The organism is Methylobacterium sp. CM6257 (assembly GCF_054611515.1).
The window spans coordinates 1608472-1623557 of record NZ_CM137735.1 but is presented as its reverse complement, the minus strand read 5'-3'; the positions used below and the strand labels follow the sequence as shown (position 1 = coordinate 1623557).

General features: G+C 66.7%; 15 protein-coding genes and 2 pseudogenes. 3 read left to right on the top strand and 14 right to left on the bottom strand.

Annotated elements, in window-relative coordinates; all coding sequences use genetic code 11:
• The first annotated feature begins 437 nt into the window (after positions 1-437).
• Positions 438-1790, top strand: coding sequence for an IS701 family transposase (locus tag ACYCO6_RS07820; RefSeq protein WP_459763495.1), 1353 nt, complete (start codon positions 438-440; stop codon positions 1788-1790).
• A 64-nt stretch (positions 1791-1854) separates the two neighbouring features.
• Positions 1855-2657 (top strand): annotated as a pseudogene (locus ACYCO6_RS07815) (IS5 family transposase).
• A 195-nt stretch (positions 2658-2852) separates the two neighbouring features.
• Here ACYCO6_RS07815 and ACYCO6_RS07810 read toward each other — a convergent pair.
• From ACYCO6_RS07810 to ACYCO6_RS07745, 14 genes and pseudogenes are all read right to left on the bottom strand, one after another.
• Positions 2853-3518 (bottom strand): hypothetical protein, encoded by a 666-nt coding sequence (locus tag ACYCO6_RS07810; RefSeq protein WP_459770822.1) that lies wholly within the window; start codon positions 3516-3518, stop codon positions 2853-2855.
• 246 nt (positions 3519-3764) lie between these two features.
• On the bottom strand, positions 3765-4787 hold the full coding sequence (locus tag ACYCO6_RS07805; protein ID WP_459770821.1) for a type VI immunity family protein: 1023 nt from the start codon (positions 4785-4787) through the stop codon (positions 3765-3767).
• A 20-nt stretch (positions 4788-4807) separates the two neighbouring features.
• Entirely contained in the window at positions 4808-5887 is a 1080-nt protein-coding gene (locus ACYCO6_RS07800; protein ID WP_459770818.1) for a PAAR-like domain-containing protein, read from the bottom strand.
• Entirely contained in the window at positions 5827-6936 is a 1110-nt protein-coding gene (locus ACYCO6_RS07795; protein ID WP_459770817.1) for a hypothetical protein, read from the bottom strand. Before ACYCO6_RS07795 ends, ACYCO6_RS07800 begins: the two co-directional genes overlap by 61 nt.
• On the bottom strand, positions 6933-7898 hold the full coding sequence (locus ACYCO6_RS07790; RefSeq protein WP_459773472.1) for a DUF2169 family type VI secretion system accessory protein: 966 nt from the start codon (positions 7896-7898) through the stop codon (positions 6933-6935). The genes ACYCO6_RS07795 and ACYCO6_RS07790 overlap by 4 nt, the downstream gene beginning before the upstream one ends.
• A gap of 64 nt (positions 7899-7962) precedes the next feature.
• A complete protein-coding gene (locus ACYCO6_RS07785; protein ID WP_459770815.1) occupies positions 7963-8241 on the bottom strand; it encodes a hypothetical protein in 279 nt (92 codons plus the stop codon).
• A gap of 116 nt (positions 8242-8357) precedes the next feature.
• Positions 8358-10352: a type VI secretion system Vgr family protein gene (locus ACYCO6_RS07780; RefSeq protein WP_459770813.1), complete on the bottom strand. Its 1995-nt coding sequence runs from the start codon at positions 10350-10352 to the stop codon at positions 8358-8360.
• Positions 10353-10421: 69 nt separating this feature from the next.
• Positions 10422-10550 carry a hypothetical protein gene (locus ACYCO6_RS07775; protein WP_459770811.1) on the bottom strand — a complete coding sequence of 43 codons (129 nt, stop codon included), beginning with the start codon at positions 10548-10550 and terminating at the stop codon, positions 10422-10424.
• Between the two features lie 95 nt (positions 10551-10645).
• Positions 10646-11161, bottom strand: coding sequence for an Hcp family type VI secretion system effector (locus ACYCO6_RS07770; RefSeq protein WP_459764523.1), 516 nt, complete (start codon positions 11159-11161; stop codon positions 10646-10648).
• Positions 11162-11511: 350 nt separating this feature from the next.
• Entirely contained in the window at positions 11512-12204 is a 693-nt protein-coding gene (locus ACYCO6_RS07765) for a nucleotidyltransferase domain-containing protein (protein ID WP_459773903.1), read from the bottom strand.
• A 162-nt stretch (positions 12205-12366) separates the two neighbouring features.
• On the bottom strand, positions 12367-12972 hold the full coding sequence (locus ACYCO6_RS07760) for a hypothetical protein (RefSeq protein ID WP_459770809.1): 606 nt from the start codon (positions 12970-12972) through the stop codon (positions 12367-12369).
• 16 nt (positions 12973-12988) lie between these two features.
• Positions 12989-13258 carry a hypothetical protein gene (locus ACYCO6_RS07755; protein ID WP_459773901.1) on the bottom strand — a complete coding sequence of 90 codons (270 nt, stop codon included), beginning with the start codon at positions 13256-13258 and terminating at the stop codon, positions 12989-12991.
• Positions 13255-13578: a hypothetical protein gene (locus ACYCO6_RS07750; protein WP_459770807.1), complete on the bottom strand. Its 324-nt coding sequence runs from the start codon at positions 13576-13578 to the stop codon at positions 13255-13257. The genes ACYCO6_RS07755 and ACYCO6_RS07750 overlap by 4 nt, the downstream gene beginning before the upstream one ends.
• A 249-nt stretch (positions 13579-13827) precedes the next feature.
• Positions 13828-14343, bottom strand: a pseudogene (locus ACYCO6_RS07745) (HAMP domain-containing protein); the annotation flags it as partial.
• A 248-nt stretch (positions 14344-14591) separates the two neighbouring features.
• Between ACYCO6_RS07745 and ACYCO6_RS07740 the strand changes: the two are divergent.
• Entirely contained in the window at positions 14592-15083 is a 492-nt protein-coding gene (locus tag ACYCO6_RS07740) for an HD domain-containing protein (RefSeq protein ID WP_459770804.1), read from the top strand.
• The last annotated feature ends 3 nt before the right edge of the window (positions 15084-15086 follow it).

Here is a 15086-nt window from a genome sequence, read left to right as displayed (position 1 = left end):
GATGCAGCGCCTTGGCACGTCGCCTCGTGCGAGCACAGCTACCGCACCGACGCGTTCACCCACTGGATGCAGTTCCCGGACTGCCCGCCGGTCGGGGACGGGAGCGCAGACAGGCAAGCCGAAGGAGATCACGATGGCGGCGGAAGCCTTGGCGGCCCCCTCCCTGCAGGTTGAGCCCTGCCCGGAGGACCGGTCGCGCTAGCGCTGGATCATCCACGATCAGGATTGCATCCTACGGCGATGCCTCTACTCGTTGCCAGATGAGCAAGCAGCGCTCAGCCGAGGAGAATCCGCTCTCCAGAAGATGACTGCTCTGTGGCGTGACGCGCAGTAAGCCTTAGCTCGACTTTGGCCAATCGGACGGGTCGTCGAGGATGTGAGGTGACGAAGCGGGTGTGACGGATAGGCTGGTGGCGTCCCCGCCAAGAGACACCGCCATGCTGGACCTGCCCACCCGCTTCGCCGGGATCATCCTGGCGTTCGCGCCGCTGTTCGTCCACCGCTCGTGGCGCCATGCTCAGCTTCTGCTGATCGGCGCGATCCTGACGCCGGGCCGCCGCACGGTGGCGAGTGTCCTGCGCATCATGGGCCGCGCGCAGGAGCGGCGGTTCGTGAACGCCCACCGCATCCTCAACCGGGCGGCGTGGTGCCCGCGCAGCGGCAGCCGCATTTTGCTCGGGTTCCTCGTCGACGCGTTCGCGCAACGCGGCCCCGTGGTCCTGGGACTGGACGACACGATTGAGCGCCGCCGCGGCAAGCGGATCGCCGCCAAGGGCATCTACCGTGATCCGGTTCGCTCCTCCGACAGCCACTTCGTCAAGGCGAGCGGGCTGCGCTGGATGAGCCTGATGTTGCTCGCCCCGATCCCCTGGGCGGGGCGCGTCTGGGCGCTGCCGTTCCTGACCGCGCTGGTGCCATCAGAGCGCGCCTGTCGCGACCGGGGCCGTCGGCACAAGCCGTTGCTCGACGTCGGACGCCAACTTGCCCTCCAGGCCCGCCGCTGGCTGCGCGCACGCGACCTCGTGGTGGTGGGCGACAGCGGCTTCTCGGCCTTGCTGTTCCTCGACGCGATGCGCCGCGCCCGCATCACGGCAATCACCCGCCTGCGGCTGGATGCTGCTCTCTACGATCCCGCCCCGCCGCGGCCACCCGGCACGATCGGGCGCCCGCGGACCAAAGGCGCTCGGCGGCCGACGCTCGCCGCGACCCTCGCGGCCAAGGACACGCGCTGGCACGCGGTCGTGGTGCCGGGCTGGTACGGGGCGGGCGAGCGCACGATCGAGATCGCCTCGGACACCGCGGTGTGGCGGCACGGCGGTCTGCCGGTCGTGCCGATCCGCTGGGTACTCATCCGCGATCCCAAGGCACGCTTCCCGCCCCAGGCCCTGCTCTGCACTGATCCGACGCGCGAGCCCACGCAGATCGTGGGGTGGTTCGTGCGGCGCTGGACCGTCGAGGTCACCTTCCAGGAAGTGCGCGCTCATCTCGGCGTCGAGACGCAGCGGCAGTGGTCCGACACGGCGATTGCCCGCACCACACCCTGCCTGCTCGCCCTGTTCTCGATCGTCACGCTGCTGGCCGCACGGCTCCCGGCCCGCCAACGGCGACGGATCGCGGCCGCCGCGTGGTACCCCAAACCGCGCCCGACCTTCGCCGATGCTCTGGCCGCCGTGCGCTGCGCGATCTGGCGCGAGCGGACTTTGGCAACATCACCGCGCCGACGCGCCCGAACAAAACCCCGCTTCCGTTTGCCCGCGCCCTGGGCCTATGCCCTCTGCCACGCCGCATGAATGGCCAAAGTCGAGCTTAGAGCGCCTAACAGAACGGGCACAGATCGGGCGGGCGTTGGCTCTGATGGCTCGTCCGCTTCGACCCGATGATCTCTGGACCGAGATCGCGCCGCTTCTGCCGCCACCCCGTCCGCGTCCGAAAAGTGGGCGCCGCCCGACTGAGAACCGGGCGGTGCTGACTGGCATTCTATTCGTGCTGCGCTCGGGGCTGCCCTGGGAAATGCTGCCGGCCGAGATGGACTGCGGCTGCGGGAAGAGTTGCTGGCGGCGGCTGCGCGGTTGGCAGGAGGCAGGCGTTTGCGCGCCTGCATCAGGTCCTGCTGGAGCGCTTGCACGCGGCCAGGCAGGTCGACTGGAGCCGGGCGAGCCTGGATAGCGCCTCTGTCCCGGCCAAAGGGGGGCTCTGCCACCGGAGCGAACCCGACGGACCGCGGCAAGCCGGGCACGAAGCGCCACCTCGTCACCGACGCGCGCGGCACGCCGCTTGGCCTCTGCCTGAGCGGGGCCAACCGGCACGACAGCGTGATGATGGCGACGCCGCTCGACGCCATCCCGTCCCTGCGCAACGGTCGGCGCGGACGTCCGCGCCGGCGACCCGACAAGCTGCACGCCGACAAAGCCTACGATGCTGAACTGCGCCGACACGAGTGCCGGGCGCGCGGGATCGTGCCGCGCATCGCCCGGCGCGGCATCGAGAGCAGCGAGAGGCTCGGCCGCCACCGCTGGGTCGTGGAACGGACGCATGCTGGGTTCAACCGCTCCCGCCGCCTGCCCATCCGCTACGAGCGGCGCAGCGACGTCTGCGAGGCCTTCACCAGCCTCGCCGCGAACCTCATTACCCTCAACCAGATCAGGCGGTTCTGCTAGGCGCTCTTAAATTTGGGGCGCTCAGCCGGGTGATCGCCTGATAGCGGTAGATGGCCTGCCGTTGCAGGGCATGTCGCCTGATCGGGCCCTCGCGGCGCTCAGTGGGAAAGCTGGGGAGTCCCGCAGACTGAACTTGTTGAGCGCCAGCGGGCGGAGGAGCGTCGAGGCGATTGCCTCGCCCTTCTGACACGGGTGCTACGCCAACTGGACCGCCCCGTCATAGGCGAAGGTCGTCACCGCAGGCTCGGCCGCCCCCGGCACCGCCATGCTCTCCCGCGTCAGCAGCCCCGAGGCGTCGTGCTCGTAGACAGTGCGCGTGCCGTCCGCCGCCAGCTTCTCCGTCGGACGCCCGGCACGGTCGTGCGCATAGGTCGTGCGCAGCCCGTCGAAGTCAGTCTCGGCCACCACCCGACCGGCCGCGTCGCGCTCGAACGTCCAGGCGCGACCGAGCTGGTTCTCCACCCGCTCCAGACGGTCCAGCCCGTCGTGGCCGAAGCGCATCACCCCGCCGAGCGGATCCTCCACCGCCACCACCCGCCCGAACCCGTCCCAGGCGAACCGGGTCAGTTCGCCCCGATAGTCGCGGATCCCCGACAGGCGCCCAGCCGCGTCGTAGGTGATGTCGGTGCGGTGCCCCAGCGGGTCGGTCACCGCGACGAGGTTGCCGCGTTCGTCGTAGCCGTAGACCCACGAGCGCCCGAGCGGGTCGAGCACGTGCTGCAGGTCGCAGCGCGCGCCGTCGGTGCCCACCAGGGTGATGCCGGTGCGCCGGCCGGCTTCGTCGTTGTCGAGGGCGAGGCTCAGGCCGTCCGGGTGGTCGATCCGCGGGATCAGCCCGCGCGGGTCGCGCGCGACCGTCATGCGGTTGCCGTTGCGGTCCTCGATCGCGGCCAGGCGCCGGACCCCGTCCGCCTGGCGGGTGAAGCGTCGGAACAGGCCGCCGTCCTTCAGCAGCAGGGTATCGAGGTCGGCAAACGACAGGGCGAGGTCCTTGTCGGCATCATTTTGCGCGCCCCAGGATGCAGCACTCGTGTCACGAGCCCTGGAATCACATTCCTGCGGTTATTCCGTTTGCCAACAATCTTCATCCAAGACAGACCATCACCCTCAATCGAGGCGGCGGACCCAGACGAGGGTTTCGGCCAAGCCGTCCAGCGGGTCGGGCACCTCAAGCCAGGGATGGCGGAAGGCCTCGAAGCGCAGGGGTGCGAGCGTGCGGGCGACGGTGCGGTAGTGTTCGGGAACCCTGCCGTGGTTGACGTCGCCCAGCTCCGGCTGCGGTCCGGCTTGGACGATCACGCCGCCGTCATAGTCGTGGATCGGGCAGGCCGGGCCGAGGCGCTGCTCCAGCGCGTCCCGCCCCCCGAGCTGCCGCACGAAGCCCGCGTCGAGGACGGTCAGCCAGTTGGTCGTCCGCAGGGCACGGTTGTCGGCCTTACTCACGATGCACCATACGCGGCTGTCGCTGTAGTCGAGGCCGGGGAAGCGCTTGATCAGCGGGAAGGCGACGAGGCCGCTGATGTGCCGGTCGTCTCCCTGGTTGAACAGGGTGCCGAGCCCGGCCGTGCCGTGCATGGGCTGGAGCAGCCCGCACCAGTGCCGGACCGTGTCGATCAGCGCCGGGTAGCCCTGCTGCGCCACCCACGAGGCCGGGATGTAGGCGTCGAGGAATGACACCGAGCCGGCCGGGAACCAGTCGTTGAGCGGCCGGCACGAGCCTCCGCAGTAGTAGAGCGACGGCTCGTCCTTCTCCTCGCCGCCCGGATAGCCGTAGAGGTGCGGCCCGAAAAAATTGATGTCGGGATCCTCGGTCTCGTCGAGGACGGGCCGGGTGGCGTTCTGCTCGTAGTGATCGAGGAACGAAGCGTCCTCGATCGGCGTCAGCCGCCCGGCGAGGATCTTCTGGTAGTGGGTCACGGCCTGGCCGAACAGGCCGTAGTAGTGGCGCACGACTTCCGTGAAGGCGAGGCGCTTCTCGGGCGTGTTGCCGTTGAGGAAGAACAGCGACACGACGAAGCCGAAGCGGACCTTGACAAAGCCGCGCGGGCTGAGCACCGCCAGCTTGTCGAGATCGCCGAGGTCCTTGAACGCGGCCAAGATGGTGTCGATTGCCTGTTCCGATGTGGTCATCGCACGTCACTCCCAAGATCTCATTGTGTTACGGCTACAGCGCCTCCGCCGAGGCCGAGGGCTGCCAGGGCTGCGGCCGCACCGGCTCCGCCCACGTAGAATGTCGCCGCCCCGGCCGCGACCACCGCCGCGGCACCGCCGGCGACCGCCCAATACGGATGCTTCTGGAAAAAGCTCTGCTCCTCCGGCTTTGCCGCTTCCTTCGGGACCGTAACAGGCTGTTTTTCGCCGTCATCGTCGGTGCAGACACAGTTTTCTTCAACGTCGATCGTCCGGAAGCGAGCGCCCAAATCGTTAGCCTGGTCGCTGTATCGATCAAATTGGCCTTCGCGAAAGCGATCGCCCTTGAACTTCATCTCGTAGACGGCCACCGGAGCCCCATCGACGAGGAGGGTGACATCGAGGCGGTTGCCCGACAGACCACGCCGGCGCGACGGCATCCCGTCCGCGGTCCGGCCGAATCCGCCGCCTGGACCGAAGGTCAGCTCCGGCCATAATCCGTTGTCGGCGTCGCGGATGTTGGTCGGGTCGGCCATGATGGCGCGCTCGACGCAAGTTTGACGCGCGGTACCCGCCTGCTTGCAGGTGCACGCATGGAAGCAGAGCCGGTCCATCACCGCCCGGTCGGCGCCCTGGACGGGGCCGGTGTAATACCCACCGGCCGACAGCGTGTTGCCCTTGTTGAGCAGCATCTTGTCGGTGAGGCGCGTGACCGGCCGGCCTTCCATGAACACGTTCGGCGACCAGGACAGCCAGGTCGCTTCGTGCAGATGCGTGCCGGACTTCACGCCGCCGGCCGAGCCCGGCTGGTCACCGGTCGACTTGGCGAAGCGCGATCCTTTGAGGCCGTTCATCGCCCCGCCATGCGAGAACACGGTCGTGGTGCCGCCGTCCAGGTCGCGCGCGAAGGCGACGTTGGTGTAGGGCACCGGCACGGGGTTCGGAGGCGTGAGGCAGACATCGGGCAGCGTCGAGCGCACGAACCCGTCGCTGTGCTTGTGGCACAGGGTCAGGCCGTTGACGGCGATCGTTTCCGTTGTCATCGCACGGCATCCGGCATCGGCGTGCGCGGACTTTCGAGGAGCGCAGCGCAGCAGCATCCGCTTGTGGGCGACGACGCCGACAGGAACGACACCTGGCGGAGCAGCGGAGGCCTTGTGGGCCGCGCGGGCTCGATCTCCGTGCGGCCGCGACGAACAGGCTGGGGGCCGAGCGCCAGCGCGGCCATGGTCAGCCCCGTGGCGGCCCCGAGATCACCGAGACACGTCGCGGGCGCCTCCGGATCGCCCGCAAAGCCGGCGAGCCTCGGCCCCGAGGCCGAGATGGCGAAGCCGAATTCCTCCGCTCTTCCGCGATCTCCGTTCAGATCGACGATCAATCGGCCGAGGGTCGACGTGTCCGGCAGGCAGGTCAATGCTTGCTGATACGCGGTGGCGAGACTCCGCCCACGGATGGCTTCAGGGGTGGACGAAGTCCGCGGTGTCTTCAGTGCGTTGAACCATCCGACCCCCTGAAGCCGGCCGAGCGGCCGCAGGAAACGGGCCAGTTTGTGTTCGCAGAGAAACAGCACGACCGCCCCTTCGCCCGGTATGAAGCCGTAGGGTGTGTGACGCGTCAGCAGTTGCTGCTGGACAGCGAGCCGGTCGAGCCGCGAAGGATGCAAGTGACTATCGACTGCAGCCACGAAGATGCCTCCGCTGCGGTTTTCCTCAATGTCCATGCAGCCAAGCTGGATCGCGTAAAGACTTTCGGCATGTTCTCCGTAAAAGATCCGCAAAGACGATACGCGATCGAGTGGATTTTTATCAGCCAGAGATGACAGCCCATGGGCGACTGGGTGGCCGCGCATCCACGGCGGAAGCACCAGAAGCAGCGGAAACCTCTTGATCGTCTGCAACAAAGAAATTTTACTCAGACAATCATCGTGTGCGCTGCGGAGCAATCCTTGCATGCGTCTCGAGTAATCGCGGACGTCGGCCAGCGGATAGACCCGTGCGACGGTTGGCGGTGAGCCGTCCGAGCTGACGGCGCCTAGATCTTTCACAAAACAGGTGTCGCCATTGACGTACGCCGCCATTGTGTCGGCGAAAGTGTGTCCCGCCGGGCAGGTGACGCCAACGGAATAGATAAATGCCCGTCGGATCGTCACCGCACAGCTCCTGCAATTTGCCGGAGGACGACCAGAGAGCGCTCCACCAGATGGTCGCCCTCCGGGCATGGGATGCAGGAGTTCCAGGTGATGTCGAAACGCTTGGTCGTTGCCTCGATGTGGATCGATATAATCCGGAACCGATGTGTTTCAGATCGCCGTCCGATCCAAGTCCGCGCCTCAAGGATGGCCTGCGGAATCCGGAATCTATAGTTACCTTCGCGATGCAGACCTTCGATGCAAACGATTTCGCCACCTTTGATTTCTGCGGGATAGACTTGATCCGGCGGTGCGGCTTGATGAAAAATATTTGAGAAATCGAGCGGCGGTAGCGGGGCCCGTCGTTTGGACCATTCATCATCGTAGGTACCGGTATGAACAAGCCGACTTGGCCAAGAAGGATGTACCGAGCCAAAACCGATAGGAGCAGGCATCGGGTGATCGGGATGAAACGGAGCGTTCGGATTTTCGATTTGAGGGAGATCGAATTCCGCTGCATCAGCCGCATCGGCGAGATGTTGCGACCAACCCTTTCCGATCGGATTGGACTCACAGATCGATTCCTCGGTTGCATAGGGGTCGCGACCACCCAGCGATAGGCGCCATGACAGAGGAACGGCCGAGACGGCAAGTCGATTGACAGTTTCCCATTTGCCGGCACGTTTTACGACACGGCGAGGGTAGACGGCGACGGCAGATTTACTTAAAACTCCAAAGGAAAATTTTACGACCTGTGTGTAAAATGGCCGCCGATCAACGGCGGTTGCTTCGCCTTCGATAATGATATCAGGCTTTGGGCGGAACGGACAAAAACTCGAATCGGCAAGCAGTTCATCGGCATCCGGTTCTGAGTAGTCAGGATGCAAGCTGATTGGCAATTGCGCCTCACTGATGGCGGCGAGTTCTTCAGATCTTGCTGAAAATCGACCGCGTACAGCTATACACCAGAATTCTCGGCCAATTTCATTTCGAACAAAATATCAGCCCGCCGAGAACGGAGTTCGATTGATGATCTCCCGCATGGTATTAATTCAATCCAATCACAGCGGCATCAAGTACTATCGATTCACTGGCGGATGTTGTGATACGAATTCCTTCGATCCTTAGAGTGCCGTCATCACGGATTGTGATTTTCGCGCTTCCAGCTCTGTTTTTTATTATCAATTGGCCTCTGTCTAAATCTATTTCAATGAAACTTGCCAGCTTCAGAAGCGATCTGATTTTCGTTATCTCGTTTATATCAAGATTAAATCTTGCGTGCTCAAGGGCGAAGTCCAAATCTTCACCATCAAAATCTTTCATCATTTCCGATCCTAATTATAATCGCGCTTAGAGACCGAATGGTGCTACGATTTTCCGGATTAATGCAGATAATTATTACTATAAATCTTGGACGCTTGCCTGTAGAAATTGAATCGATATCAAAAGTTGAAACCGATTGTTTTGCCTGAATGCTTGATCTTACCAGAGAAGTCGGTGGTCAGGGTCGTGCCGGTGAGCGTGACATGGCCGTCCTTGTCCAGGGTCAGCATCGCCTTGCCGACCTTGAGCTGGAATGTCTCGCCGACGTTGATCAGCATCTCCTTGCCGACATTGATCACGTGCTGCGCGCCGACCGTGACCTGCGCGTCCTGGCCCACCGTGACGGTCTGGTTCACCCCGACGACGGTGGTCTTCATCAGCCCGACCTCTTCCGACGAGGTCAGGCCCACCGTGCGGTTCATGGTCATCGCCACGCTGAGCTGCTTGTTCTGCGCGATCGTCTCGACGTGGTTGCCGCCGACATCGATCGCCTTGTTGCGCCCCACGCTCTCCGACTGGTCGCGGTCGACCCGCTTGCGCCGGTCGTGGCGCACCTTCACCCGCATGTCCCTCTCGGCGTGGACGAACACCTCCTCCTGACCCTGCGCGTCCTCGAAGCGCAGCTCGTTGAACCCCTCGCCCTTGTGGGTCTTCGACCGGATGGTCATCCGCGTCTTGTGCTCAGGCAGCGGGTACGGCACCGGCTCGCGCGCGTTGTAGGCCCGGCCCGTGATGATCGGCTGGTCGGGATCCCCCTCCAGGAAGTCCACGATCACGTGCTGGCCCACCCGCGGCAGCGCCATCTGGCCCCAGCTCGCCCCCGCCCAGCCCTGGCTCACCCGGATCCAGCACGAGGCCGTGTCGTCGGCCCGCCCCGACCGGTCCCAGGGGAAGCGCACCGTCACCCGCCCGAACGCGTCGCAGTGGATCTCCTCGCCCGCCGGACCCGTCACGATCGCCATCTGCGGGCCCTCCACCCGCGGCTTGGTCGGCGCATCCGGACGGTAGGGCGTGTCGTGCCGGATCACCCGGAAGCTCGTGGTCAGGTACGCGCCCCCGTCCCCGGCATCGCCCGCCACCGCCCCCGGCTGGCTGCCGGCGTGGCTGGCCGCCACCACCAGGAACCGCCGGTTCAGCGCAGGATCCGGGTGCGCGCTCAGCGCGAACCGGTGCCCCGGCACGAGCCGCGCGCACCGGCCCGCGCCCTCCCCGTGGCTCGCCTCGTCGCGCAAACCCTCCAGCCGGTAGCGCGTGAACGCCTTCCCCACCGCGTCCGCCTTGTAGCGCCCGGGGTAGTCGTACATCTCCAGCTGGCGCGTCAGACCGTTGAGCGCAGACGCCTGCGCGCGCGCCTCGAAGTCGTGCACGGGGTTGCGGAAGAAGTGGTCGCGCTGCACCACGTCCGAGGGCGCCACCACCTCCCGCCACGTGAACCGCCCGACATGCGGGCCCTTCACGCTCCCGCCCGGCAGCGCGTTGTACTCGATCGCCTCGGCGCCCGGCGCGTCCGGGGCGAGCCGGGTGGCGTCGGTGAGCACCAGCGTGTGGCCGCCCTCGGCGTGCTCGAAGTGGTAGGCGATGCCCTCCTCGGCCAAGAGCCGCTCCAGGAAGGCGAGGTGCGTCTCCCGGTACTGCACGCAGTACTCGCGCGTCCCGTGCGGCTCGGTCAGCGCGAGGCGAGAGGCGGTGACGCCATTCTCCTTCAGCACCGCCTCGACGATCTCGGGCACGCTCTTGTCCTGGAAGATCCGGCAATCCGAGCCGAAGCGCAGGCGGTGCAGCGCCGGCATCACCAGGACGGAGTAGCGCGTGTGGTGCGCGCCCCTGTCGCCGCGCTCGGCCAGGGCGACGACGCCGTGGACGTGGCGGGGCGGGCCGTAGCGGTCGAGCACGGTCAGCCGGGCGGGCTTGTCGAGCAGGGCGGTCAGCTCCAGGCCCGGGTCAGGCGAGGCCAGCGCGATCTCGGCGCGGGTCAGCGTCGAGATCGCCTCCTCCAGGCGGAAGCCCGTGGCCGTGAGCTCGGCGTCGGGCAGGCCCTCGGCCTTGAACGCGAGGGTGAAATCGTGCTCGAGCGCGCTCAGCGGCTGGGTGATCTCGGCGGGCAGGGCGATCATCGGGGAGCCTCGAAGGCGGCGGGCCGGCGTTGGTCGGTGGTGGTGGTCGGTCTGGCGTGGTCGGTCGGCTCAGGGGGTGCCGCCCGGGACGTGGAGGACGAAGCGGTGCAGCCAGAAGGCGGCCAGCCCCGCGCCCAGGATCAGCCCGAGCCAGGAGCGCGGCCGGCCGAAGCCGGCCAGGCCGATCAGGCCGAGCACCGGGCCGAGGGTGAGCGTGGCCAGCCGGCTGGGAACGCCCGGGCGGCCGGCTCAAGGCTCGCACCGCGACGGCCCCGCCGCTCAGGCCTTTGGGCTCAGGCCTTGGGCCTGCGCCAGTCGTCGGCGCCGGAGGTGCTGGCGACCGTGTGCTCCCACTCGATCCGGCGGTAGGACAGGGAGACCGCGATCAGCTGGGTGAAGTCGGCGTTGCGCGCGTCCTGGCAGTGCGGCAGCTGGGCGTCGATGTCGATGATGGTCGCGTCGATCAGCCGTGTGGTGAAGAAGTGCTCCTGCTTGCCGGCCGAGCTGGTGCGGAACCACTTGACCTCGACCTTGGTCAGCATCTCGCCCGAGGTGAGCGCGTTGTAGAGCAGCGGCGTGGCCTTGTTCAGCGGCGCGGTGAACTTGAACGGCAGGTGGACGCGCTGGCCCGAGGGCTGGCCGGACTGGGGGTCGCGCGGGATGGTGACGCGGTGGTCGATGGCCTGGACGAGGATCTCGTTCTCGTGACCCTCCTGCCAGATGTTGCCCACGGAGGCTTCGGTGAAGGCGCCCTGGGTGATGTTGCCCTGGGTCGAGCCCTCGATCGCGATATAGGCGGGTGTCGGCATGGTCTCTCCCGGTGCGGCCGGCCCGGGTCGATCGCGTGATCATCCGGGTTGAGGGCGGGAGGATCCCGCCGGCTGCGGCCGTGCACGGGATCCTATGGCAGTGTTCGTGCCAGACTGTGCTTGGACGCGCGAGTTGTGTGCTTGGCTTTGCAAGCGCATGATCTTGCGAGCGGATCGCTTCAACTTGCTGCTTCGGCGCTCTTCTACTTCGACCACGGGTAGAGAGATTTGGCCAAAAATGGCCGAGGGCTTGGCCAAAAATGGCTGAGCTTCTTGAGTGGGGCAAACATCTGGCAGGACACAGGAAATCGGCTCGGTTCGAACTGGTCCAGATCAAGGAAACGGCTAAGTCATTGGGAACACTGGAGCAGGAGGTTTGGCCAAAAATGGCCGAACCGTCCGGGCGGCTGGTACGGCCGGCAGCCCTGCAGGCGGCCCTGCATGCGCCGTACAGGTTGTTGGTCGGGTGGAAGGCTTACAGTGCCGGTTGCCCGCCCGGCGAAGGCCCACACAGGCCATGGCCGCCGACGCGCCGCGCCCTGTTCCGTAAGCCGACGCACGGCGAATTCGAGAACGAATGTCTCGGCTATTGTGGGGCGCAGGACACCTTTCACGTGGGCACGATGAAGGGGGTCGGGCGGATCTACCAGCAGACCTTCATCGACACCTAGACGGTCATTCAGATCCTGGTAGCAGTGCACGATGACGTTGACCGGCGTGGCCAAGCCCTTCGTCGCCGTCAGCTCTTGCAGCAGCCGCGCCTCCACCTGCTCCCAAGGCTCGTAGCCCTCGGCAAACGCCTCGCCGTCGACCACCACCAGCAGGTCGTAGTCCGAACGGTAGCCGCTGGCGTGATCCTCGACACAGGCGGCGCGTGCGTAGGAGCCGAACAGGATCGGATTCAGGATCCGCCCGCCCCGGCGCTTCTCCGACAACTTGCCAGCCTGCGCTGACTGGAAGGCCGCAAACAGGATCCGCGCTACGCGGCCCAGCTCGCGCTGCTTGCGCTCGGGCAGATGGGCGAGGCGATCGGAGAGCTGCATCAGTTGCCACCGAGAAGAGAGCGTCGTTTTTGGGCCGATCGGACGCGCCTCACAGGGACAGTCCCCGCTCTCGGCCGAGCCGCAGCTCGCGACGCTGGACCAGCTCCTCGCCGAGCTTCGCCCGGCGCGCCAGCCGGGGGGCGAGGATGCCAGCGCCGTTCATCACATAGCGCAGCTCCGGGGTGACCGTGCCGTGGCCGGGCGGCCGCTACGGCTCCAGCTTATGCCCGATTGCGCCGTTGCGCCCGAACCGCTCCCCCGCCGCCTTCGCGAACGCCTCGATCTTCGGCCAGAGCGCGGGATCGGCGACCGCCCGCGCCACAGCTGCATCCTGCGTGCCAGGTTTGGCCTTTGCCACGGCGCCGATTGCCTCCTCTGCAGCGCACTGAGACCCGGCAGGGCGATACGCAACTGCTGACGATACTCCAGCGCGTCGCGGCGCGCTGCGGCAAGCTGCGCCTCGTGGCCCGCCTTCAGCTCGCCGGCCTCCCTGCGCGCCACCGGCGGTATCCGCAGGGCCCAGTCGCGCTGCTGCTTGGCTGTCCTGGAGGCGAGTAGCCCGCTCCTGCCGGGCAAGCCGCCGAACCGCTCCAGCGCGGCGAACAGGGCTTCGGCGCGCAGGGCGAACAACGCCTCCGGCTGGTGCAGCTCGACCTGGATCGGTGCCAGCAGCGGCGCGGGATCCTGGACGATGCCGGCGATCGTCTGCGCCAGAGCCGCTCGCAGCCGGTCCAGCGTCTTCATCGCGGCCGCACGGGCGGTGATCACTACCCCCGGGCCGTCCTCACCCAGATGCACAGCCGCCAGGAAAGGCGTGGATGCCGGCCTCGCCTCGGATTGAACCTGCGCCTCCGGGTCGGCCGCCAGCGCCGCGCGTATCGTCGAACGCGTCCCGCGCCGCGTAAAGCCGCACCGCCTCCCGGTGCAGGGTCGTCGCCACGTAGGTCAGGTGCCGGTTCAGCGTCGTCGAGGCCAGCACGTGCGCCTGGCCGGTCCCCGCTTCTCCTATCCTGCCTTCGACGAGGCTCAGGTGATCGAGATCAGCTGATCTCACTCAGGTTCAAGCCGAGGGGCATCGCGTGTCAGCTCACGGACGAACATCTCGGCCTGACCGACGAGCAGGTTCAGATGAACCACGATTTCGCTCATCTGGCTGACCAACTCCGCTGTGAGCTTGGTGAGCTGGATCTTGGCACTCGGCTGCAAGCTCTGCAGACTCGCAATCTGGGCATTCAGCTCGGTCCGTCTCCGACGCAGCACCTTCAGGAGCGTCTCGATCCGCGCCGCTACCAGATCCGCGGTGAGCTCGTCCGTCCGTGCCACGACGGCGCTCTCATCCTCCTTGGAGCGCAGTGGGATGATCGTTCCGGTCATGGCAGCCTGGTTTTGCCTTCGGGAAAAACGGCTTAGGCCGTGACGCATTCCTCAGGCTGACCGGCGCTGGCGATGAACGGTCCAATGGCTGAGCTTTCCATCTCACCCGACCAGGCCGCTTTCCCGCAGTCGGGCACCAGGAGTGTGCATCGGAGCCCGAGCAAGTCTCAGGCGGCTCGGACGGTCGCGAGGAAGCGTGCCACCTCCGCACCAAGATGCTCGGACTGGCGCGACAGCTCGTCCGCCGCGCTGAGCACTTGAGCCGCGGCCGAGGACCTGCCGGCCGATCTCCTGGACCGACGAGCCCAGCTCCTCGGCGGCGGCCGCCACGGTCTGGACGTTGGCGGAGGCCTGCTCGGCGGCGGCCGCCACGGTGGTCGACTGGCTGGCTGTCTCGGTGGCGCTCGACGTCATGGTCTGGGCGGTGGCCTGGAGTTCGGTGGCCGAGGACGAGACCGTCCCGACGATGCTCCCGACCGCGCGCTCGAACTCGTCGGCGAGTTCCAGCATGGTGCGCTTGCGCTCGGCCGCCGCGGCCTCGTCGGCCAGGCGCTTGACCTCGGCCTCCGCGGCGGCCTTGCGGGCCACCATCGCCTTGATGCCCTCGACCGCCTTGCCGACCGCCCCGACCTCGTCCCGGCGGGCCGCCTCCTTGATCTCGGCGTCGATCTCCCCCTGCGCCATGCGCTGCAGGACCGCGACCAAGCGACCGAGCGGATGGGTGATGCCGACGGTGGCGATGAACACGGCCGCAAGCAGGCCCGCCATCATCCCGAGGGCGCTGAAAATCATCAGGCTGTAGCGCGTCGCGCTGGTCTGGTCCGTCAGGTCATCCGACCCCTCGTCCACGAAGGCCGTGATGTCGTCGGCGAACTTATTGCCGTATTTTGAAGCCCGCGGCCTGTTCCTCTGCGAACCGCGCCCCCATGCGCGTGATGCTTGGCGTGGCGGCGGTGCCGCTCGTGACGGGGTCGGCAGCAGAGTGGTGATCTGGCTGTTCGCGTGAGGCGAGCATGATGACGAGCGCCGATGCCAAAGCCTTTGCCCGCCTGCACCATGTGGGCCAGGTGGATGAGATCGGGCAGCCTGTCTTCGAGCATTTGGAACGGGTCGCGTTCGCTGCCGAACTCCGTGCCCAGCACGCTCAAGACACGGGTCTGCCGGCGGTGCCCGACGAGATCACGCAGGCGGCCTGGCTGCACGATGTCATCGCGAACACCTCGGTGACTGCGGGCGAGCTGCGCACCGCCGGCTTCGCCGAGCCAGTGATCAGGATGGTGGCGTTGCTGACGAAGCCGAAAGGCCAGGAGACCGATGAGGCGTGCATCGCCAAGCTGACTGCGAGCGGCAATCTGGGGGCCATACTGATCAAGCTGTCCGTGATCGAGGACGCGGTAAGCCCGGGCCAGCCATTGGATCCGGCGGCCACGCGTCTGGCGTACGCGGCCGCCGCAAGGGCGCGTCTGCGCAAGGCGGCCGAGGCCCTCGGCTATTCCGGGCCGTGAGAT

Excerpts from the sequence above, each read along its gene's own strand:
- ACYCO6_RS07820 (WP_459763495.1), top strand. The coding sequence starts at position 438 with ATGCTGGACCTGCCCACCCGCTTCGCCGGGATCATCCTGGCGTTCGCG.
- ACYCO6_RS07810 (WP_459770822.1), bottom strand. The coding sequence starts at position 3,518 with ATGACGGTCGCGCGCGACCCGCGCGGGCTGATCCCGCGGATCGACCAC.
- ACYCO6_RS07805 (WP_459770821.1), bottom strand. The coding sequence starts at position 4,787 with ATGACCACATCGGAACAGGCAATCGACACCATCTTGGCCGCGTTCAAG.
- ACYCO6_RS07800 (WP_459770818.1), bottom strand. The coding sequence starts at position 5,887 with ATGCTGCTGCGCTGCGCTCCTCGAAAGTCCGCGCACGCCGATGCCGGA.
- ACYCO6_RS07785 (WP_459770815.1), bottom strand. The coding sequence starts at position 8,241 with ATGATGAAAGATTTTGATGGTGAAGATTTGGACTTCGCCCTTGAGCAC.
- ACYCO6_RS07780 (WP_459770813.1), bottom strand. The coding sequence starts at position 10,352 with ATGATCGCCCTGCCCGCCGAGATCACCCAGCCGCTGAGCGCGCTCGAG.
- ACYCO6_RS07770 (WP_459764523.1), bottom strand. The coding sequence starts at position 11,161 with ATGCCGACACCCGCCTATATCGCGATCGAGGGCTCGACCCAGGGCAAC.
- ACYCO6_RS07765 (WP_459773903.1), bottom strand. The coding sequence starts at position 12,204 with ATGCAGCTCTCCGATCGCCTCGCCCATCTGCCCGAGCGCAAGCAGCGC.
- ACYCO6_RS07750 (WP_459770807.1), bottom strand. The coding sequence starts at position 13,578 with ATGACCGGAACGATCATCCCACTGCGCTCCAAGGAGGATGAGAGCGCC.
- ACYCO6_RS07740 (WP_459770804.1), top strand. The coding sequence starts at position 14,592 with ATGATGACGAGCGCCGATGCCAAAGCCTTTGCCCGCCTGCACCATGTG.